At 43.7% G+C, this 21,100-nt stretch carries 19 protein-coding genes and 1 other RNA gene; 8 read left to right on the top strand and 12 right to left on the bottom strand.

Annotated elements, in window-relative coordinates:
• Positions 1 to 178: 178 nt before the first annotated feature.
• Positions 179 to 769, top strand: coding sequence for an acetate uptake transporter (locus R7P74_RS12055; RefSeq protein WP_005381682.1), 591 nt, complete (start codon positions 179 to 181; stop codon positions 767 to 769).
• Positions 770 to 869: 100 nt separating this feature from the next.
• On the opposite strand, the gene R7P74_RS12050 is transcribed toward R7P74_RS12055, so the two are convergent.
• Together R7P74_RS12050 and R7P74_RS12045 are read right to left on the bottom strand one after the other, a co-directional pair.
• Entirely contained in the window at positions 870 to 2,417 is a 1,548-nt protein-coding gene (locus R7P74_RS12050) for an alanine/glycine:cation symporter family protein (RefSeq protein WP_005381681.1), read from the bottom strand.
• A gap of 307 nt (positions 2,418 to 2,724) precedes the next feature.
• Positions 2,725 to 3,981, bottom strand: a complete 1,257-nt coding sequence (locus R7P74_RS12045; RefSeq protein ID WP_225455720.1) for a D-amino acid dehydrogenase — start codon at positions 3,979 to 3,981, stop codon at positions 2,725 to 2,727.
• A gap of 106 nt (positions 3,982 to 4,087) precedes the next feature.
• Between R7P74_RS12045 and R7P74_RS12040 the strand changes: the two genes are divergently transcribed.
• From R7P74_RS12040 to R7P74_RS12025, 4 genes are all read left to right on the top strand, one after another.
• Positions 4,088 to 4,999, top strand: coding sequence for a LysR substrate-binding domain-containing protein (locus tag R7P74_RS12040; protein WP_053302974.1), 912 nt, complete (start codon positions 4,088 to 4,090; stop codon positions 4,997 to 4,999).
• 117 nt (positions 5,000 to 5,116) lie between these two features.
• Entirely contained in the window at positions 5,117 to 6,385 is a 1,269-nt protein-coding gene (locus R7P74_RS12035) for an O-acetylhomoserine aminocarboxypropyltransferase/cysteine synthase family protein (protein ID WP_205460833.1), read from the top strand.
• Between the two features lie 208 nt (positions 6,386 to 6,593).
• The gene (locus R7P74_RS12030; RefSeq protein WP_137281745.1) at positions 6,594 to 7,925 is read left to right on the top strand and encodes an aspartate aminotransferase family protein; all 1,332 of its coding nucleotides are present in this window, start codon (positions 6,594 to 6,596) and stop codon (positions 7,923 to 7,925) included.
• Positions 7,916 to 8,755: a 3-keto-5-aminohexanoate cleavage protein gene (locus R7P74_RS12025; protein WP_318122866.1), complete on the top strand. Its 840-nt coding sequence runs from the start codon at positions 7,916 to 7,918 to the stop codon at positions 8,753 to 8,755. The genes R7P74_RS12030 and R7P74_RS12025 overlap by 10 nt, the downstream gene beginning before the upstream one ends.
• A 75-nt stretch (positions 8,756 to 8,830) precedes the next feature.
• On the opposite strand, the gene R7P74_RS12020 is transcribed toward R7P74_RS12025, so the two are convergent.
• The 4 genes from R7P74_RS12020 to R7P74_RS12005 form a co-directional block, all read right to left on the bottom strand.
• A complete protein-coding gene (locus R7P74_RS12020) occupies positions 8,831 to 10,198 on the bottom strand; it encodes a Na+/H+ antiporter NhaC family protein (protein WP_167426846.1) in 1,368 nt (455 codons plus the stop codon).
• 180 nt (positions 10,199 to 10,378) lie between these two features.
• Entirely contained in the window at positions 10,379 to 10,966 is a 588-nt protein-coding gene (locus R7P74_RS12015) for a DedA family protein (protein ID WP_005381671.1), read from the bottom strand.
• Positions 10,967 to 11,170: 204 nt separating this feature from the next.
• Positions 11,171 to 12,706: a bifunctional GNAT family N-acetyltransferase/carbon-nitrogen hydrolase family protein gene (locus R7P74_RS12010; protein ID WP_005381670.1), complete on the bottom strand. Its 1,536-nt coding sequence runs from the start codon at positions 12,704 to 12,706 to the stop codon at positions 11,171 to 11,173.
• Positions 12,707 to 12,826: 120 nt separating this feature from the next.
• On the bottom strand, positions 12,827 to 13,705 hold the full coding sequence (locus R7P74_RS12005; RefSeq protein WP_213894157.1) for a LysR family transcriptional regulator: 879 nt from the start codon (positions 13,703 to 13,705) through the stop codon (positions 12,827 to 12,829).
• A gap of 399 nt (positions 13,706 to 14,104) precedes the next feature.
• Here R7P74_RS12005 and R7P74_RS12000 point away from each other — a divergent pair, with 399 nt between their 5' ends.
• On the top strand, positions 14,105 to 14,668 hold the full coding sequence (locus tag R7P74_RS12000) for a porin family protein (RefSeq protein ID WP_213894156.1): 564 nt from the start codon (positions 14,105 to 14,107) through the stop codon (positions 14,666 to 14,668).
• A gap of 680 nt (positions 14,669 to 15,348) precedes the next feature.
• Here R7P74_RS12000 and R7P74_RS11995 read toward each other — a convergent pair.
• The 3 genes from R7P74_RS11995 to smpB all read right to left on the bottom strand — a co-directional run bounded on the left by R7P74_RS11995 (position 15,349) and on the right by smpB (position 17,281).
• Positions 15,349 to 15,834 carry a DUF6795 domain-containing protein gene (locus tag R7P74_RS11995; protein WP_047102125.1) on the bottom strand — a complete coding sequence of 162 codons (486 nt, stop codon included), beginning with the start codon at positions 15,832 to 15,834 and terminating at the stop codon, positions 15,349 to 15,351.
• Positions 15,835 to 16,361: 527 nt separating this feature from the next.
• Positions 16,362 to 16,729: a transfer-messenger RNA gene (gene ssrA, locus R7P74_RS11990) on the bottom strand.
• Between the two features lie 66 nt (positions 16,730 to 16,795).
• Positions 16,796 to 17,281: an SsrA-binding protein SmpB gene (gene smpB, locus R7P74_RS11985; RefSeq protein WP_005381642.1), complete on the bottom strand. Its 486-nt coding sequence runs from the start codon at positions 17,279 to 17,281 to the stop codon at positions 16,796 to 16,798.
• Between the two features lie 119 nt (positions 17,282 to 17,400).
• Between smpB and R7P74_RS11980 the strand changes: the two genes are divergently transcribed.
• A complete protein-coding gene (locus R7P74_RS11980) occupies positions 17,401 to 17,844 on the top strand; it encodes an SRPBCC family protein (protein ID WP_005381641.1) in 444 nt (147 codons plus the stop codon).
• Positions 17,834 to 18,193, top strand: coding sequence for an RnfH family protein (locus tag R7P74_RS11975; protein WP_005381640.1), 360 nt, complete (start codon positions 17,834 to 17,836; stop codon positions 18,191 to 18,193). The genes R7P74_RS11980 and R7P74_RS11975 overlap by 11 nt, the downstream gene beginning before the upstream one ends.
• 101 nt (positions 18,194 to 18,294) lie before the next feature.
• On the opposite strand, the gene bamE is transcribed toward R7P74_RS11975, so the two are convergent.
• From bamE to recN, 3 genes are all read right to left on the bottom strand, one after another.
• On the bottom strand, positions 18,295 to 18,654 hold the full coding sequence (bamE, locus tag R7P74_RS11970) for an outer membrane protein assembly factor BamE (RefSeq protein WP_017820585.1): 360 nt from the start codon (positions 18,652 to 18,654) through the stop codon (positions 18,295 to 18,297).
• 242 nt (positions 18,655 to 18,896) lie between these two features.
• Entirely contained in the window at positions 18,897 to 19,379 is a 483-nt protein-coding gene (locus R7P74_RS11965) for a GNAT family N-acetyltransferase (protein ID WP_005381636.1), read from the bottom strand.
• A gap of 21 nt (positions 19,380 to 19,400) precedes the next feature.
• Positions 19,401 to 21,065 carry a DNA repair protein RecN gene (recN, locus tag R7P74_RS11960; RefSeq protein WP_005383750.1) on the bottom strand — a complete coding sequence of 555 codons (1,665 nt, stop codon included), beginning with the start codon at positions 21,063 to 21,065 and terminating at the stop codon, positions 19,401 to 19,403.
• Positions 21,066 to 21,100: the final 35 nt, after the last annotated feature.

The following is a 21,100-nucleotide window of genomic DNA, read 5'->3' as shown; positions in this document are numbered from 1 at the left end:
GTAAAAAACAACCTAACCATCTATAAAGACTCTGCTTTTTTGCAGGGTCTTTTTTTATATATGTAGTGGTTTATTTATGGAATCTAAGTTTTCAATAACAGCTTTTCTCTTTTGTTCTGCAGCCCATTAAAATTCGCGCGCATTTTTTATCAACATTTTTGAAAAAAGGTATTTGTACATGTCGACAAAACTGGCTAACCCAGCACCGCTAGGTCTAATGGGTTTCGGTATGACCACTATTCTGCTCAATATTCATAATGCAGGATTTTTCCCAATTGACTCTATGATTCTAGCGATGGGCATCTTTTACGGTGGCCTTAGCCAAGTAATCGTTGGCATCATGTGCTTTAAACGCGGTGATACATTCGGCACAACTGCGTTTACTTCTTACGGTCTATTTTGGCTAACATTGGTTGGTCTAATCGTAATGCCTCACATGGGTCTTCCTGCAAGCCCTGCAAGCTTTATGGGTTGGTACCTAGCGCTTTGGGGCATCTTCACTGGTTTCATGTTCATTGGTTCTCTATGTTACCCAACAGCGAAGCAAGTGGTATTTGGTTCTCTAACTATCCTGTTCTTCTTGCTTGCTGCTCGTGATTTCACTGGTAGCGAAGTGATCGGTGCTATCGCTGGCTTCGAGGGTATCTTCTGTGGCGCAAGTGCAATTTACTTCGCAATGGCGCAAGTACTGAACAACGAATTTGGTCGTGAAGTGTTACCTGTCGGTAAAGCAAAAATCGCTCGTAAAGTTGAAGCGGTTATCGCCTAAGCTGTTACTCATAATGAAGAAAGGGGGATTAACCATTGGTTAATCCCCCTTTTTTATGTCCTCAATCGGACCACTGCTTTTTCTTATTTATGTGATAACGCTATGTTGATGGTTGCTCAACAGTTTCTGCGCTATTGCTGTCTGCCGTTGGAGCTTTACCCGTTTTACGTCGGTACTTATCTTCCCAGTAATCTGCGCCTTTAATGCCCAGTGCAACAGGGTTAAATGTAAAATCGGTCACACCACGTTTTTGTTGCTCTTCGTAGTCGTTCAGTGCTTTGAGTGCAGGCTTCGACATAAAGAAAATGATCAAAATACCGATGATGTTTAGCCACGCCATCAGTCCTACGCCTACATCACCCATCGCCCATGCTAAGTTGGCGGTTTTCACGGTTCCGTAGAACACGGATGAAATAATGATGACTTTCAGAATAAACATCAGTCCATTTACTTTGAACGTACGACGAATGTAAGCAATGTTCGTTTCTGCAATGTAGTAGTAAGCCAGAATGGTCGTAAACGCGAAGAAGAATAGAGCGATTGCGATGAATGGCTTACCCACGCCAGGTAGTGCGCTTTCGATCGCCATCTGTGTAAACACAGGGCCATTTGCACCAATATCCGCTGGTAGGTTTTGAACCAGGAATGTACCTTCAATCGCACCATTTACGTTGTACGCGCCAGTGATAAGAATCATGAACGCGGTTGCTGAACACACAAGTAGTGTATCGATGTAAATAGAGAAAGATTGAACAAGACCTTGCTGAGCAGGGTGATCAACACTCGCTGCTGCTGCTGCGTGAGGACCAGTACCTTGACCTGCTTCGTTGGAGTAGACACCACGTTTTACACCCCAGCCGATTGCTGCACCAACGCCTGCCATTGGTGTGAACGCGTCACCAATGATCATGCCGAAAATGCGTGGAACCTCACCAATGTTTAGAAGGATGATGACAAACGCAGTAATGATGTAAGCTAACGCCATAAATGGCACAACGACTTGGGTAAAGTTCGCGATACGCTTTACGCCACCAAAAATGATGAAAGCCAAAATGACACAAACAACCGTACCAGTGAAAATTTTAGCAAAACTGAAGGTACCAATAGCGGTTTCAATCATGTCACCTGAGCCAAATGCGGCTTCTACTGCGTTACCGATACTGTTCGATTGAACGCCAGGAAGTAGAACACCACAAGCAAAGATGGTCGCGATAGCAAAGATCCAAGCGTACCATTTTTGTCCCATTGCTTTCTCAATATAGTAAGCAGGGCCACCACGGAACTCGCCTTCGTCTTCTTCTTTATAAATTTGTGCAAGTGTTGATTCTGCGTATGCGGTTGCAGCGCCAAAGAAGGCTACGACCCACATCCAGAATACGGCGCCTGGGCCACCGAAACCGATAGCAGCAGCAACACCAGCAATGTTACCTGTACCTACACGGCCAGACAGTGAAACGGCAAGTGCCTGAAATGATGATATCCCTTTTGTTGAACTCTTCCCTGAAAGTAATAAGCGCCACATCTCAAAGAAGTGACGAATTTGTACAAAACGCGTCATGATTGAATAGAACAAACCTGCGCCAAGGCACAAATAGATCAGTACCGGGCTCCAAATAATTCCATTCAGAAAATCAACTAATGACTGCATGAGTATTTTCCCTGTTAGTTGTGTTTGTGGTTGTTTTTCACACAATACATTACCCTTTATGTAATGCAATTGTTAACTTTTTTAGCTACAAATCCTTTGTAGCGTGATGATGAACACAGAATGGAGAGCAGTTGTTAAAATTTGGTTCTTATTGCTTATTTGCTCCTTTTAGGTAGAAGATTTGTCTGATGATTAATTATGCAGCACATTGTCATTTAAATGTGCTGCGATTTTGATGAGTTAAAAATACCAGTGGTTATGCATTTTGTGGAGTAAGTGTCTGCCTGTTTTTTGTTCAGTCATGTCCTCAGGAGTAACGACAAAGGTTAAGCTCCGCATTATCCATCACTTTTGCTTTTTCACCTTTCATTACGCTTGCTAGCAATTGACCTGAACCACAAGCCATCGTCCAGCCCAGAGTTCCGTGTCCGGTGTTAGTAAAAAGGTTATCGTATTTAGTCGCGCCGATAATTGGTGTGCCATCAGGCGTCATTGGCCTAAAGCCGCTCCAAAACTCAGCTTGGCTGAAGTCACCACAACGAGGAAAAAGATCACGGATGACCATTTCGATGGTGTTTTTGCGCTTTTGTGGAAGGGAAGTATCAAACCCTGCTAATTCTGCGGTGCCAGCTACGCGAATTCTGTCATCAAATCGAGTCATAGCGACTTTATAGGTTTCATCCATCACAGTAGATCGAGGAGAGAAGTGTTCATCTTCCATCGGGATGGTGAGTGAATAGCCTTTGACAGGGTAGACCGGAATATCAATATCGAGTTGCTTGAGTAGCGCTGTAGAGTAGCTGCCAGAGGCCACCACATATTGGTCTGCTTTAAATTGTCCTCGGTTCGTTTGGACACCTATGATCTTTTTGCCTACTGTAACCCAATTGCTTACTTCAGTATCGAACTCAAATCGGACACCGTGTGCCTTAGCAAGCTCCGTTAGTTGTTGGCAAAATTGATGGCAATCGCCCGTTTCGTCATCAGGTAGATGCAAGCCACCAACCAGTTTGTCTTTCACAAGTGCAAGCCCTGGCTCTTGTTCAATACATTGTTCGACGTCCATTAGCTTAAATCGGGTTCCGCTTTGTTCAAGGAGCTGCATGTCCTTTTCAATGGCTTGCAGCTGTTGATGTGTTCGGAATACTTGCAAGGTCCCAAACTGACGTCCTTGATACTCAATGGCGTGTTCTTGGCGTAACTGTTCTAAGCAAATACGGCTGTGGTTGGCGATCGAAAGCATGCGAGCCTTGTTAACTTGATAGCGAGGTAGGGTGCAGTTCGCGACCATTTTACTTGCCCAGCGGATCATGTCGGCATTCAGAGTGGGTTTGATTTTAAGTGGAGCATGCTCCTCCATTAACCACTTAATGGCTTTAACAGGAACACCAGGCGCAGCCCAAGGCGAAGAATAGCCATATGAGATCTGCCCGGCATTGGCGAAGCTCGTTTCCATGGCACTGCTTGCTTGGCGGTCAATGACGGTAACTTGATAGCCTGCTTGAGATAAATACCAAGCAGAGGTTAAGCCGATAACGCCGCTGCCTAATACGATGACTTCCATTGATGCACTCCACACATTTATCAGAGTGCTCAGTTTCTTTTCTTTACCTTTTGTTAACAATCGATATAAATTACACACAGCGTTTAGAAAAACTATAGGCTCAAGGATGAAAAGTAATCTGATAAGTGGTTTGTGTTTATTTAGCCAAGTCGCGGAGTACAACAGCTTTACTGGTGCTGCAAGACATTTACACCTCACCACTGGTGCCATAAGCCAACAAATTATTCATTTGGAAGCGTTATTAGGTTTTACTTTATTTGAACGCCATTCTCGCGGTATTCGTTTAACCGTAAAAGGCACTCAGTTACACCAAGCGACGCAGTTTCACTTTTCGGAACTGAGCAAATTGCTTGATGAGCTCAAAGTAGAAAAGCAAACCAATGAAATTCGTTTGAAGTTGACGCCTTCTTTTGCTTTCAAATGGTTAGTCCCAAAGCTCGAAAGCTTCCATCATGATAATCCGGATATCCAAGTACAAATCTTTGCGGAAGGTGCGCTGGTAAACAGTGAGATAAAAGACTATGACGTCGCAATTGACTATGGTCTTCATCCTTATAGAAATGCTAACGCGGAGCTGATTTTGGATGAGCATCTGCTGCCGGTGATGAGTCCAAAATACCTTGAGGATCATGGCTGGCTAAAAACGTTGTTTGGTGAGCAAAAAAACTCAATGCCAGTGAAGCAATGGCAAGAGGCGACGCTACTACACGATGCGATGCCATGGGAAAAAGCGACGCGTGACTATGAGTGGCTATATTGGGCGTCAGCGATGGGGTTGGATTTTAAAACCGATATCGGACACTTTTTTAATCGAACGGATATGGCAATGTCTGCAGCCGAAGCAGGCGTTGGGATTGCGATGGCACGAATGGCACTGATTGAGGATGAATTGACGACAGAGCGTTTGGTTTCTCCATTCAAACCGATTCCTGCTAATGCAGGGTATTACTTGATCATGAACACACGTACGAATGCGACAGAAACGTTTCGTCACTGGTTACTTGGACAGTTGAAATAGCGTTTTATCTCTGTGATTCATCCCTACGTTATTTGTTGAAAAATTGGGCAATATAAGTTTTAAGCAAGGTAAGTGCTTTTCTTGCCGCTATTTGAGTGATGAAAGACAGGGAAGAACATGAAAGACGAAACGCTATCCATCCATTTTGGTTACGAAACTGACCCGACCACCAAATCTGTCGCGACACCGATTTATCAAACGGTCGCGTACGAGTTTGATAACGCGCAGCATGGTGCTGATCTGTTTAACTTGGAAGTGCCGGGGAATATCTACACTCGCATCATGAATCCGACTAATGACGTGCTGGAAAAACGCATGGCAGCGTTAGAAGGCGGCATTGCTGGATTGGTCGTGAGTGCGGGGAGTGCAGCGATTAACTATGCGATTCTGACGTTAGCGCAAGCGGGCGATAACATCGTTTCTACGCCGCAACTTTATGGCGGTACTTATACCTTGTTTGCGCACATGCTCCCAAATCAAGGTATTCAGGTGAAGTTTGCTAAAGATGACAAGCCAGAAAGTTTGGCCGAATTAATTGATGAAAATACCAAAGCGGTGTACTGCGAGAGCATTGGGAACCCTGCGGGCAATATCATCGATTTAGAACGTGTGGCGGAGCTTGCTCATGCACAAGGCGTACCTGTGATTGTGGATAACACCGTTGCGACGCCAGTGCTTTGCAAACCCATCGAATTTGGTGCGGATATCGTAGTTCACTCTCTCACTAAATACGTTGGTGGGCATGGCACCACATTAGGTGGCGTGATTGTGGATTCCGGTAAATTCCCTTGGGCACAGCACAAAGACCGCTTTCCTGTTTTCAACCAACCAGAACCTTCTTACCACGGCGTGGTGTATACCGAAGCGTTTGGTGAGGCGGCATTTATCGGGCGTGCGCGTACCGTACCACTGCGTAATACCGGAGCAGCATTATCACCGATGAATGCATTTATGCTTATGCAAGGGTTAGAAACGTTACCGCTGCGTATGGAGCGCCATACCGAGAACACACTCAAAGTAGCTGAATTCTTGGAACAGAATGACAAAGTCAGTTGGGTAAGTTATGCCGGATTGCCAAGTTCTGAACACTTCCATCTCGCCGAAAAATACATGAAAGGTAAGCCTTCTGCGATTTTGTCGTTTGGTTTAAAAGATGGTTATGACGCTGGTGTGCGTTTTTATGATGCTTTGAAAATCTTTAAGCGTTTGGTGAACATTGGCGATGCAAAATCATTGGCTTGCCATCCAGCATCGACGACTCATCGTCAATTGAGCGAAGCAGAACAAAAACAAGCTGGTGTGTCTCCAGAGATGATTCGTTTATCGGTGGGTATTGAACATATTGACGATATTCTAGCCGATTTAGAACAGGCACTAAACTCGTAAAACGATTCTGTTTTTAGCTTTGGGTTACCCATAGGCCAGCCTTTAAAAAAGCTGGCCTATTTTTATTTTATTGTTTAAATATCAAGGGTTTTGGTGTTTTTGGTTTGTGGTATTCCAAAAGCTCATAGAGGGTGAGATTTATTCTCTTGTCACGTTTGGGTTTGTTCCTGATTATGTGTGCAAGTATTACACATTGGAAGGGACTCAAATGTCTTACGTATTTCACCGTCATTGCCATGCCACGCTACCAATCATCGATAGAGGTGAAGGTGTTTATCTATTCGATAAGCATGGAAAGCAGTATCTCGATGCTTGTGGTGGTGCTGCGGTATCAAACCTTGGCCACAGTCATCACGCCGTTAAAAAAGCCATGTTGGAACAGATCGAGCGAGTGCCATTTGCTCATACTGGATTTTTTACTAGTGACAACAGTGAGCGCCTAGCAGAATTGATTTGTCAGCACATGCCTGAACAGTTCAACCATGTGTACTTAGTCAGTGGAGGATCAGAAGCGGTGGAGTCGGCACTAAAAATGGCGCGGCAGTATTTCGTGGAATCAGGTAAGCCAGAGAAAAAGCAATTCATCGCGCGTCAGCAAAGTTATCACGGCAATACCTTGGGGGCTTTGGCTGTCGGAGGTAATGAATGGCGACGTGAACCGTTCAAACCCATCTTACACCCGAGCCATCATATCGCCCCTTGCTATGCTTATCGTTATCAGCAGAGTCATGAGTCGGAATTGGATTACTCATTGCGAGCGGCGAATGAGCTAGAGGCAAAAATTCTTGAGTTGGGGGCTGATAATGTCATGGCTTTTGTCGCCGAGCCCATTGTGGGTGCCACCGCTGGAGCTGTGCCTGCAACGCAAGGCTATTTCAAGCGTATTCGCGAAATATGCGACCAATACGATGTGTTATTGATCTTGGATGAAGTCATGTGTGGCGTTGGACGCAGTGGCAGTTTTTTTGCGTTTGAGCAAGAAGAGGCAGAACCCGATCTGGTGTGTATGGCTAAAGGGCTTGGTGCGGGTTATCAACCTATTGGCGCGGTGGTTGCGAATGATCGAGTCTATCAAGCTATTGCTGATGGAAGCGGTTTTTTCCAACATGGTCATACTTTTATGGCGCACCCTGTGGCGTGCGCTGCTGCCGTGGCGACCATTCAAACCATCTTCCAAGATAATTTGTTAACGGCGGTGAATCGGCAAAGTGCTTTGCTGCGTAATGAGCTTACTTCTGCATTGGCCCATTTACCGTACATTGGCGACATTCGTGGTAAAGGTTTGTTTTTTGGCATTGAGCTGGTGGCGGATCAAGAAAGCAAGGCGCCTCTGAGTAAAGCCACATTGGCAGACAAACGCATCAAACAGCGAGCAATGGAAAATGGCTTAATGTGCTATCCAATGGGCGGAACGATTGATGGCGTTAATGGGCACCATATCTTGCTTGCGCCGCCATTCATTATTCAGCCTCACCATATTGATGAGCTAGTTGGCAAACTCTCATTAACGCTAAAAGAGGTAGCGAAGGAATGGAATTAGAAAATCGATGTATACGAGAGCCTATCGCTATTATCGTGGCCCCAAACGGTGCAAGAAAAACTAAGCACGATCACGCCAGCTTACCCATGACAACAGACGAACTGGTTGCAGAGGCTATCGCTTGTCAAACGGCAGGGGCTGCCATGATCCATTTGCATGCTAGAGACGCCAACGGATGTCATTCATTAGACATCGACGACAACATGGCAATTTACCATGCCGTGAAAGAAGCGGTGGGAGAAACCTTGATGGTTCAGCTCACCACAGAAGCGGTGGGTTTATATTCTCCGCCACAACAGAGGGCGTTAGTCAAAGCTGTGAAACCTGAAGCGGCTTCTTTCGCATTGAGGGAGTTAATCCCCGATCGCGCAAGTGAGAAAGAAGGGCATGTCTTTTTCCATTGGTTGGCAGAGCACAACATCGTGAGCCAAATTATTCTCTACGATACAACCGACATTGAACGTTATTTCCAACTACGCGATGCGGGCGTGTTACCTAAAACGTATCAGCATGCATTAGTGGTGTTAGGGCGTTATCACCAAACTCAACAGTCTTCGCCATGGGATTTACGAGGTTTGAATTTGGCGCGTTTTGACGAGGAAGAAATTCGATGTGCCATTTGTGCTTTTGGTGCGCGAGAGCAAGACTGTTTAGCGAGTGCGATGTTACTTGGATTCGATGTGAGAGTGGGGTTTGAGAATAACCACTTCGATGTGGCAGGCGAATTAGCAATCAGTAACGCGGCTCAGGTGGAAGCTCTACGCGATGTGGCGCATTGCTTCGCGATTCCTTTACACAGTGCGCAAAGTTTGCGTTCAGTTTTAAAGTGAATCTGTTTGAAGCAAGGAAAATAAAGAAGAACGGAAAGCAAAAAGGCTCCATCGGAGCCTTTTTGGTATTTGTCGTTAGTTTTCGGTTTGCACTGCAGGTTGGCGTGCTGGGTGTTTGATAAACACCGCCACAATGGCTGCAATTGCCAGCGCGAAACAGTAGTAAGAGTTGGCAACCACTTCTAATGGAGAAAGGTTAAATACTGAGCCTAGCAACAATACTTGCGCGCCGTAAGGCAAAATGCCTTGTACCACGCACGAGAAAATATCCAACAAGCTTGCTGAGCGACGAGGAGAGACATTGTTCTCTTCCGCCAACTGACGCGCCACGCTACCCGATACGATGATGGCGACCGTATTATTTGCCGTGCAACCATTCACCATAGAAACCAAGCCCGCGATACCTAGCTCACTTGCGCGGCTGTTCGCGTGTTTTGAATGGCTAGAGCCAAACGCGTGGATAAGGCTACTAACGAAATTTGTTAGAAAAGCAAGACCACCTTGGCGACGCATCAGTTCACTCAAGCCACCAATCAGCATGGATAACAAGAAGATCTCTTGCATGTTACCAAAGCCTTTGTATACGTCTTGGGCTAGATTAGTTAGTCCGTAATTGTCAATCGATGCCAAGCTCACGCCGCCAGCCAAAAGAATGCCAATCGACAGAACCACAAACACATTCACACCAGATACCGCTAGGATCAAAATAGTGATGTACGGCAAGACTTTTAGCCACTCAATATCGCCAGTTGCAGGCACTTGAGTCGCAGTACTGTTGAAAGCGAACACTGCAATCGCGATCAACGCCGCAGGTAAAGCAATACGAATGTTCTCTTTAAACTTGTCTTTCATCTCACAACCTTGAGAGCGTGTCGCCGCGATGGTGGTGTCAGAGATGATAGAAAGGTTATCACCAAACATAGCGCCGCTCAGTACAACGCCTGCGGTTAACGGTAAGCTCATTCCTGCTGATTCAGCAATACCCAACGCTACGGGGGCAACGGCTGCGATGGTACCCATCGAAGTCCCCATTGCTGTTGCGATAAAAGCAGAAATCAGAAAAATGCCCGGTAAAATCATGCTGGTTGGAATAGCGGATAAACCAAGGTTCACTGTTGCATCAACACCGCCAGAGGCTTTTGCTACCGCAGCAAAGGCACCTGCAAGCAGATAGATCATACACATTGCGATGATGTCTGGGTGGCCAACACCACGCATGAAGTGTTCGATTGAGCGGTTAAGTTTCTCTTTACTTAAAAGAAACGCAATGATGATGGCTGGTAACACCGCTATGGGTGCAGGCAGCTGGTAGAAGGCAAATTCCACGCCTTGCAAAGATAAGTAAGTGCCTACGCCAATAAATAGCGCAAGGAATACAATTAATGGGATCAGTGCGACCGCAGACGGTGCAACTGTTTTAGTAGTTTGTTGGGAACCGGACATGTAAACGACAATGTTAATGATAAGAGAGAAGAGCAGACTAATATCACACTTCTACATTGTCAACGTCTAGACGTCTAAATGGCTGTTTAAATTTTACACGTAAAGAAAAAGATAAAAGCTCGTGTTGCGTATCTCACTGATACCACGAGCTTTAGTTATGCGTTAATGAAGAGACTGTTGTTATTGCATTGATTTGGCTTTTTTGCGTTTAACAATACCTAAAACCATCCACGTAAATAAGACAGCAGCAAATGCCCATACCAGATATTTGTATTCGGTGTACAGGTTGCTCAACACGCTTAAATGCTCAAATGCAAAGTGAGTTAACAAGCTGAATACCAATACCCAAACCGTCGCCGCGAGGGCGTTACCGAGCAAAAACTCTCTACGTGGCATTTTCGCGATACCGCATGCAAGAGGCATAAATTGCTTCATTCCTTCAATAAAGCGGCTGACGACCAAGCACGTAGGGCCGTATTTCTGGATAGTCAATTGAAGCGTTTGCATCTTCGGGCCGGAAATGTAGCCTTTTTTATCCAACCAGCCTTCAAAGTAATAGCCGATTAGGTAACCACAGGTATTACCCAAAAAGCAGCTCAGCCACGATACCATCATTACCATACTTAGGTTCATGACTTGTTCTGACGAGAGCAAAGATGCCGCGATCATCAGTGATTGACCAGGCATCGGGATACCTATCCCTTCTAGAAATATACTGACAATCAGCGCAACGTAGCCGTATTGCTCAAGCAAAGGCTTCATTGACACGAGAAGTTCGTTAATATGTTCCAAAAGCTTTCCCCTAATAAAAGCGGAACGAAGTTGGAGTGATACTCCGAATGTCCTATTGGGTCAATTCTTGTTTCTCACCATTGAGAAAAACTGACATGCCTCTGATAATTGCGCAGAATCAACCTGCAGCAGGCTTTATTCGCCGCCACGCTCTTTGGTAGCGGCGAATTAGGGAGATCCTTATGACTCTTTGGCTTTGGTGAATGCACCATACAAATCAAGGCGGCGATGACGTAAGTTGGTGACAGAGCCTTCGGTATTAAGCTGTTTCAACTTAGTCAAATCAACATCAGCGAAGATTATCATTTCGGTGTTGGCGCTTGCTTCTGTCAAGGTCGCATCGTGTGGAAAATAGATATCCGACGGTGAAAATACGGCAGATTGTGCGTACTGGATATCGACATTATCAACACGAGGTAAGTTGCCGACACTGCCCCCAATTGCAACGTAGCATTCGTTTTCGATGGCTCGTGATTGGGAACAGATTCGTACTCGTTGGTAGCCATTTTTTGTGTCTGTCCAGAAAGGAACGAACACAATTTGTGCGCCTTGCTCGGCGAGCATTCTTCCCAACTCTGGGAACTCGCTGTCATAACAAATCAGTATGCCGACTTTGCCTGCATCGGTTTCGAACACTTGAACATTGTCACCACCGTCGATCACCCAGTCTTTTTGCTCATGGGGCGTGATGTGGATCTTATATTGAGCGTTTATTTCACCATCTCGTTGCAGCAAGTAGGCCACATTATACAACTTGCCATCCTCGATGACGGGCATACTGCCTGCAATAATGTTGATGTTGTAGGTGACGGCCATCTGCGAGAAGCGGTTTTTGATCTCTTCTGTAAAGCTAGCCAAAAAGCGAATTGCTTCGACGGAATTTTGGTCGTTTTGCAATCCCATCAGCGGCGCGTTAAAGAATTCAGGGAATAGGGCGAAATCGGCTTTGTAGTTCGCAAGAGAAGAAATGAAGAACTCAGCCTGATCGAGCAAGTCCTCTAAGTCATTCATGGCGCGCATTTGCCACTGCACAACACCAATCCGAATCAGCGTTTTTTCTACATCATGGACGGATTGAATATCCTCTTCGTAGAAGAAGTTATCCCACTCCAGTAGAGTTGCGTAGCCTTTAGAAGCACTATCCTCTGGCAAGTAACCACGCATAATACGCTTTACATCGAAGTCATTTGCAAGCTGAAAAGACAAAATAGGATCGTGAAGCTCACGGCGTTTTATCTTGTCGATGTATTCAGCCACGCTCAATTCGTCAGCATATTTGTGGTAATTCGGGATGCGGCCACCGGCTAAAATTGCTTTGAAATTCTTACTCCGGCAAAGTTCTTTACGCGCATCATACAGACGGCGACCTAAACGCAGCCCACGGTAGTCCGGGTGAACAAATACATCGAGACCATACATGGCGTCACCGGTCACTTGGTTTTGGATGACGTTGTTCTCGGTGATGATGTCGGTGTACAGGTGAGGAAGTGAAAATCGGTTGTAGTCCACTTTGATTGTTAGCGCTGCGCCGACAATTTTTCCGTTATCCTCAATACAGATTTGTCCATCAGGAAACTGATGAATGAGATCCATGATGGTCAGGCGTGGCCATGAGCCACCAACATCAGGAAAAACAAGGTCCATTAATTCCGCGAGCTCTGGGTAATCGGTCGGCTCAATGGTGCGTAAAGAGAGTCTTGGCGTGTTGCTGTCCATATCCTACTATCCATTTATCCTTTTTAAATAGTATGGATGAGAATGCCATAAATTTGAGCAGACAGATACCGAAGTCTTTGAGTTGTTTTGGTTTACCTAAACGAGTTTAAAGAAACAACATTAACTTAGCTTGCTCTTCAACCATTCGTAAAACGCCGCCACTTTCTTAGCCGATAGGCGATAATTCGGGATCATCACGTAATAACCATAATCACTCTGTAAAGTTAGGTTGAGAATATGTTGGATATCCCCTCTTAAAATAGAATTCTGCGCCATAAAATCAGGAAGTAAGGCGAGTCCTTTTCCCATTTTGACGGCTTCGTAAGCTAGGTAAAAATGTTCAAAGCCTACAGAGTGATAGGTAACGGTTGATTCTACTGCATGTGCCGCCTTAAATTGCTCCCACAACTGAGGACGAGTGATTTGAGGTATCAGCGGATAGTCGCTAACAGCGTGCACATTCTTGAGTGCAGGAGCGTTAGTACCGACCAATAGTAGTATTTCTTCGCATAGTAAGTGGCTGTATTCATAATGCGTGGATAATGGAAGGCAGCGAATATGTAAGTCACTTTCGTTGCTCGAATCTTTGACGTTCCCATCCCCAGTACAGACTCTTACTCGGATGTTAGGATGTTGCTGGTGGAAGTCATCAATATTAGGTATCAACCAAAGACTGGCAAAAGAAGGGGTTACGTCCACGGTGAGTAATTCTTGCTTTGAATCTGACTGGATTAAGTTGGCAGTTGCATGCTGAATAAGCTCCAAAGCTTCTGTGACTTGCGGCAGATAACGCTTGCCTTCTTCGGTTAACTCAATACCACTCGCCCATCTTTGTATTAAAGGTAAACCCACCAATTGCTCCAGCGATGCGATTTGTTTGCTTACTGCGCTTTGCGTAATACATAGGGCATCCGCTGCTTTAGAGAAACTGAGGTAATTAGAGACCGCGACAAACGTCCTTAATGCTCGAATAGAAGGGTATTCACTGCCTTTTAACATACTTCAGTTCCATTAAACTCTGCTTAGGCAAAGAGTAGAATATTCACGGCTTGAAGCAAAGTAAGATGCAACGTATGTGTGATTAGCTTCCTTTCTTATAAAAACTAGCTAAGCATTTTTTTGACTGATTAATCTACAAGAGTATTTTAGATGTTTATTTAATTTCTTTGAAAAATCTACAAATTAACAAGAATCTTTTTCACATCAGCGATTAACCTCAATTTAGTATTGTTTATATAAAGTAAACAGACAGCTCTTTTTTTCTATTTTTGTTCGGCGATCTTTAGAGTATTGTCAGTATTCTATAAAATTAAATATATTTTTCATTAATTTAAAGTTGGCATTGCATTTGCTCTTTACTATTCGAACCTTCAATGGAACTTATATTAGGAGAACGAAATGAAAAGCAATGTTGTTACTTTGATTAGCCTTTTTTCTTTAGCAACGTTTAGTACTTTATCACATGCTGCGGACTCCAACGATCATGGTGTATATGTTGGCGCCAACTACGGTTACTTAAAAGTTGATGGACAAGATGACTTTGATGATGACAGCGATGTTATTCAAGGTTTAGTTGGTTACCGTTTTAATCCTTACTTAGCGTTGGAAGGTGGTTACATTGATTTCGGTAGCTATGGTAATAACCTAGCAAATGCCAAAACGGACGGCTATACAGCGGCTCTAAAAGTTACCGCTCCCATTGCTGATCGTGTCGACCTTTACGCAAAAGGCGGTCAAATGTGGTACTCGACGGATTACAACGTTGCGGGCTTCCAAGGCAACAAAGATGATGAAGGTGTATTCGCTGGTGCCGGTGTGGGTTTTAAAGTTACTGATAACTTCTTAGTTAACGCAGAATATATGTGGTACGACGTAGAACTCAATGCGGAGAATGTCGCGAACGGTGCAAACACGGAAACAGACTTTAACCAAGCATCACTAGGTGTAGAGTATCGCTTCTAATATAGTTAGCCGTGCTGGACTCAATAAAAGTGCGAAGCAAAATAGCTTCGCACTTTTATTATTTATCATTCAAATAATTTAAGACCGATGAAGCGTATATATAAAACGATGGCTAATTTATTTTATTGTTACTCCAGGGTATTTAATACGTTACTAGCATGACTGTCTAGCCTTTTTACTAACCTTGAAAAACAAAGCTTTATTGCTCTACAAGTAATATTAGATAGGTTAATTTCCGCATTGCCTGACATTACATTTATGTGGCCTATAATACCGCGCACGTGTTCGTTACATTCATTTTTTAGCTCTGAAATTAGCTAATTGAGCCCAAGTAGCAAGGCCTACGGTCGCATCTGTTGTATTATATGACCCAGACCTGAAATTCTTAGTAAAGTCAAAGTTGAAGAGACTATTTTACTTACCCAACCATCAGTCATCCGAGCGTTATATCTATTGTTGAAGTCAAGAAATACGTTGCGTTCTAGATAAGTTTAAGGCTTAGATTGTAGTGCCGATCACTCATTACTTGTAGCGTTATTGACATAACCCGGAACAGATTTTTTCCCAGTCCATGAGCGTGGAAGTCGATACCAGAACCTCCTTCTAACCGATACTCAATATCCCCCATAAATGGACAAAGAGGAGACATAGGAACTGGAGTTGTATCATGAGTGCATTGTTTAATTTCCATATAAGTCAGAGTCTATATAACCAAATAAATTACATTGGCTGTTTACGTAGTAGTCATCGTTTTCTTCATCATCAATTGAAAAAGCAAAGTACTTAAGAGGGTTCTCAGTGTCACAAGAAAGGTTAGCCATGTTATTTTTTACGTAATCCTCTATTTTATAACCATCAAAGCTTCCTTCCCAAATAATAGTACTTTCATCATTACTGAGTTCTGCGACTAAAACAATAGTTACATAGTGCTCAATAAGAGGAGTGCTTATGATGTTTTTATTTTCATAGACTGGAGAAAATTCAAAGCGACCAGTACTGTCTGTGAATGTTGATAAGTCTATTGATTTCCCTGACGTGCTTAAACCAATACTAAGGCTAACCTTCAGGCTACTAAGTGGTTTTCCTTTCTTTGTTAACACACCATTGATTTTCGGTGTGTATTGATTAACGTGTTCGTCATTCAATTTACTTTCTTCAAAATTCATTACAATGCTCACTAATATGACTGTAATAATTCCAGCAACTTAATTTTTCACAACAATACTTTCATTTTGAAATTTAAAAATCTATATATGTTGTGTTTCTGTTCAATATCTAAGGTTAACTTTGTGATTAGAGTTACATTATTTTTTGTAACTACTATTTGTAGTCATTACATCTATAGAGTTGTAATGAAACAAGCGAGTAGGGACTAACAATAAATGCATCAATCAATTCATCGAGGGAGATGAGTATAGGCTTTAGACTTAGATCTAGTTATCTCTTAGAAAGGATAGGTAAGCAGAAAACTTTTAAGTTGCAGGGCTTTTAGTACCATGCTCTCTGCCTTTTTGATTAGTACTTATGAACTTCTTGTTTACTGATTAATACTCAACGAGTTTGTAAACCTACATGGGCCAAAGGTATGCGGTAATTTATGTAGTAAGATTTCAGAAAGCATGAATGTTTGAAAAAAGAGACTATTTTAGTTGATACAAAAAAGGCCACCCGAAGGTGGCCTTTTCCAAACGTTTGGTGGAGCTGGCGGGAGTTGAACCCGCGTCCGAAAACCGTTCATCATTGGTACTACATGCTTAGTCGATCTTTAATTTCGCCACCCACCTGCGAACCGACACGCTAATGAATGACTAGCCTGAATTAAAATTCGCCGTTCATCTCTCAGGCGGGAGAATCCGGGCTAGCGCGTTTGGGTTTGATCCCTCGTTGTTCCCCGTCTTACGTGCGGAAGCTAGGGCGAGAGAGCTCTTAGCAGGTTATTAAGCTGCTAGTGCGTAGTTTTCGTCGTTTGCGACTATTTTTTTGCGGTTTGTTAACGAGGCCTACCGCACCTCGGCATGCACCTCAGACTTCTGAATTCCCGTCGAATCCTAAATCAGCCCCAGGTAATATTCGCATAGTAACAGAAAAGCATTGGCTGTCCAGTACTATGCGTTTAAGTGGTCAAGATTAACGCAGCGCGCTCTTCATTACGCGTGCTTTTTCTCTTGCCCAGTCTTTTTCTTTTAGATCCGTACGTTTATCGTGCAGCTTTTTACCTTTTGCTACGCCAATTTTTAGTTTCACCCAAGAGCGAGACCAGTACAGTGAGAGGGCCGTTAATGTCATACCTTCACGGTTTACACGTCCGAATAGATTATCCAGCTCACGACGACTCATTAGTAGTTTACGCACACGTGTAGGATTCGCCACAACGTGTGTCGATGCCTGATTTAAAGGAGTGATTGTCATGCCACTCACAAAGGCTTCACCGTCACGCATAAATACGTAACTTTCAGAAATATTGGCTTTACCTTGGCGAAGGGCTTTCACTTCCCAACCTTGGAGCTCCAAGCCAGCTTCGATTTCATCATCGATGAAATACTCGTGGCGAGCTTTTTTATTCAGCGCGATAGTATTGCTACCCGCTTTTTGTTTCGTTTTTTTCTTTGCCATAATAGCGTCATTATACGGGTTGGATATCGGATAGGAAATCCTTTTATTTGCGCAATCGTGGAATAAAAGTAAAATTGGCGAGTAGCTTTAAATCTGTACATGTATCGATAGGAGTATGTATGAAGCAAGTCAGCCGTTCTGCGCTTGTGTCTTTTAGCGCCGAACAGATGTTCAATCTGGTTAATGATGTTGCTAAATACCCTGAATTTCTGCCTGGTTGCTCGGGCTCTAGAATCATTGAGTCTTCGGGGAATGGTATGGTGGCTTCTGTCGATGTGGCGAAGGCTGGAATCAGCAAAACGTTTACGACTTCAAATGAGTTGATCCCCGGTCAGGCAATTATGATGAACTTGGTGGATGGCCCGTTTAAGACGTTGCGTGGTGGTTGGATTTTTACCGCGCTAGATGAGCAAGCTTGCAAGGTTGAACTAAAGCTTGAGTTTGAATTCTCAAGTAAAATGATTGAGATGGCCTTCGGTAAGATTTTTAACGAGCTTACTAGTAATATGGTAAATGCATTTACTAAACGCGCAAAACAGGTCTACGAGTGTTATGAGTATTGAGTCAGATATGATTCACGTTGAGGTTGTCTATGCTCTTCCTCATGAACAGCGTGTATTTAACTTAGTGGTAAATAATCACGCAACGGTAGAAGAGATCATTCGACAATCCGGTGTATTGGAGTTGTACCCTGAAATTGATTTGTCCAAGAACAAAGTGGGTGTGTTTAGTCGTAACGTGAAGTTGGATGCGACCGTTCGAGATCGAGACCGAATAGAGATTTATCGTCCGTTACTCGCCGATCCGAAAGAGATTCGCCGTAAAAGGGCGGAGCAGGCTAAAGCCGAGGGAAGTGCAGACCCAGTCACCGGTGGCAAGCCTAGTTCTGTACGTAAAAATAAGCAGGATTAATATAAACCCAATAGCTCATGTGAGTTACTCAAAGTTTGACTAACGTGATTTCTATATAATAAAAAACCTCCCAAACGGGAGGTTTTTTTGCAAAAGTCAGTTTACTGAATTTGCTCGTAAAATGCGTCACTTTTTGGAAAGTCACCACTGATGTCTGCGAGTGTGCCTTGGTCATTAAAGTTTACAATCAGATCTTTCTGTACTGGTTCGCCATGGCCAGGAGTATGATGATAGATGTAATACCAAGTGTTTGGATAGCCGTTTTCAATAAGCATTGGCGACCCTAATACGAAGCGAACCTGTGCTTTAGTCATCCCAAACTTTAATTTATCAACCGCACTTTGTTCTACATAGTTGCCTTGGTTGATATCAATACGATAAACCAGTCTTTCCAATACCGAACATCCTGTCAGCAATGTCATTGCTAATGGTACGGCAACTAACCACTTCTTTAATTGCATAATAATTTCTTAGTAACCTTTAAAATACTGCGCTGATAATAAACAAGCTCGACGCAGATGTAAAAAGCTATGCGTCGTATGGTAGACAATCTGACAACGAATTTTGAGTTGAGTTGCATTTATTCACCGATATTAGGCGGTAAATGTCACCACATGACGTATTAGTTAGGTGACGAAGAGCACATTTCAATCGGAGATAGGGTGATGGACGCTTTCAGCGGTGAGCCAAGCCTAGTGACTCGTTAGTCGGTTTTGGCGAATTCGCGTAATGCATCACCTGAAAAACGATAATACTCTTTTTCATGAATTAGTGTTGCACCAATTGAGCGGTAAAACTGACCTGCGGTAGGGTTACTACTTTCAGCTGTCCAGTCCAACCTTTGGCATCCACACTTGATCGCCAAAGATGCCAGATACTTCATTAACTTGAGACCAACCCCTTTTCCTCGAACCTTCGAAGATACGAACAGATCTTTTAAGTACATCTGCCCTGAGAGTTTTGGGGCAGGGAACATGACGGTATAAGATGCAAAGCCTACGACGTCATCATTATCGTAAACCGCAATGATATTAACACCAGAATGTTCAGAGAAGACTTGGCTCTTTAGATAATGGACCAGATCGTGTTTTGATGAAGCTTTTTCTTTGAAGTAGTAATGTTCTAACTCAATAAAAATAGGGATGAGATCTAAGCAGTTGGTTTTGTGTATTGCTCTGATATCCATATCTCATCCCTTGTCGATTTATTAAGCGGCGATAAGCAGTTCTTTTGCGTTTGCCAACGTTGAGTCGGTTATTTGACTACCACCAAGTAAGCGAGCTAATTCTGCCACACGTTGTTGTTCATCTAATGCGTGCATTTGGGTTTCGGTTTGGCCTGCTTTGGTTTGCTTAGCAACAAACATTTGTTGATGGCCGCATCCGGCAACTTGAGGGAGGTGAGTGACACACAATACTTGAGTAGATTCGCCAAGCTTGCGTAGCATTTTGCCCACTACGGCAGCTGTTGGGCCACTAATACCTACGTCCACTTCATCGAAGATTAAACTTGGTGTATCTACTTTCTGAGCGGTGATCACTTGGATAGCTAGAGAGATACGTGATAGCTCACCGCCTGACGCAACTTTTGCTATAGGTTGCAATGGTTGTCCCGGGTTGGTCGATACTAAGAAGCACACGCTGTCCATGCCAAGCGGCGATGGGTGCGTGTTGTCATTGCTAACTTCGATACTGAATACTGCTTTCTCCATGCTCAATTCGTGCATGCTTTGTGTGATCAGTTTGTTCAGTTCTTTTGCGTAACGGCTGCGTGATTTGTGCAGTTTTTCTGCTTGTGTTAGAAAGCTTTGGTACTTGTGTTCTACTTCTTGAGCAAGTTCATCTAAACGTTCATCGGAGCAATCTAACGCTTCTACTTGGGCCAGAAGATCTTGATGATGCTGGTAGAGTTCTTCTGGCATTACGTGGTGTTTACGAGCTACAGACATCACTTTAGAAAAACGTTCTTCTACATAAGCCATACGAGCTGGATCAACATCGATGCCATCTAAGTAGCTGCGTAATTCATTCTTCGTTTCTTCAAGTTGAATCATCGCTTCTGACAGCATGTTAGGTAGCTCAGATAGCTTTTCATCTAATTCGGCTAATTGAATTAGGGAGTGATTGGCCGATTGCAAAATACCAAGCGCATTGACTTCTTCACCTTCGTAAATAAGTTCGATGGCTTGCTGACAGGTAGTGGCGAGTTCACCACTGTTGGATAGTCGTTTGTGCTCTTGCTCGAGCTCTGCAAATTCTTCTTCACCTAGCGATAACTCATTTAGTTCTTTGATTTGGTATTCAAGCAATTGTTTTTGCGCCTGGTTTTGCTGGCTATTTTCTTTTAGTTGCTTGAGGTTATTGTCTGCCTGACGCCAATGCTGGTAAGCACTTCGTGTGCTTTTTAGTAGGTTTAAATGCCCAGCATATTGGTCGAGCATGGCCATTTGGTGCTCACTTTTCATCAATTGATGATGAGCGTGCTGCCCATGGATATTGATAAGTAGCTGCCCTAGAGATTTGAGTTGTGATAGTGGAACAGGGCTGCCATTAATGAAGGCTCTTGAGCGGCCTTCTTTTGTGATAATACGACGCAAAATACACTCACTGCCATCTAGCAGATCGTTATCTTCTAACCAACGTGTTGCATGTAAGTTGTTGTCCAATAAAAAAGCGGCGCTAACTTCGGTTTTCTCTTCACCTTGTCGCACCATGCCGGCATCGGCTCGTCCGCCTAAGCAGAGCCCTAAAGCATCGATAGCAATGGATTTACCCGCGCCTGTTTCACCTGTAATGGTGGTCATGCCCTTAGAAAGCTCGAGTTGTAAAGACTTAACAATCGCAAAATTATTAACACTTAGATGAGCCAGCATTTTATTTACCTGTATAACTGAACAATACTGTATAA

This window comes from Vibrio sp. 2033 (genome assembly GCF_033339735.1).
The sequence above is the reverse complement of the archived record's forward strand: the minus strand, read 5'-3'. Positions and strand labels throughout refer to the sequence as shown.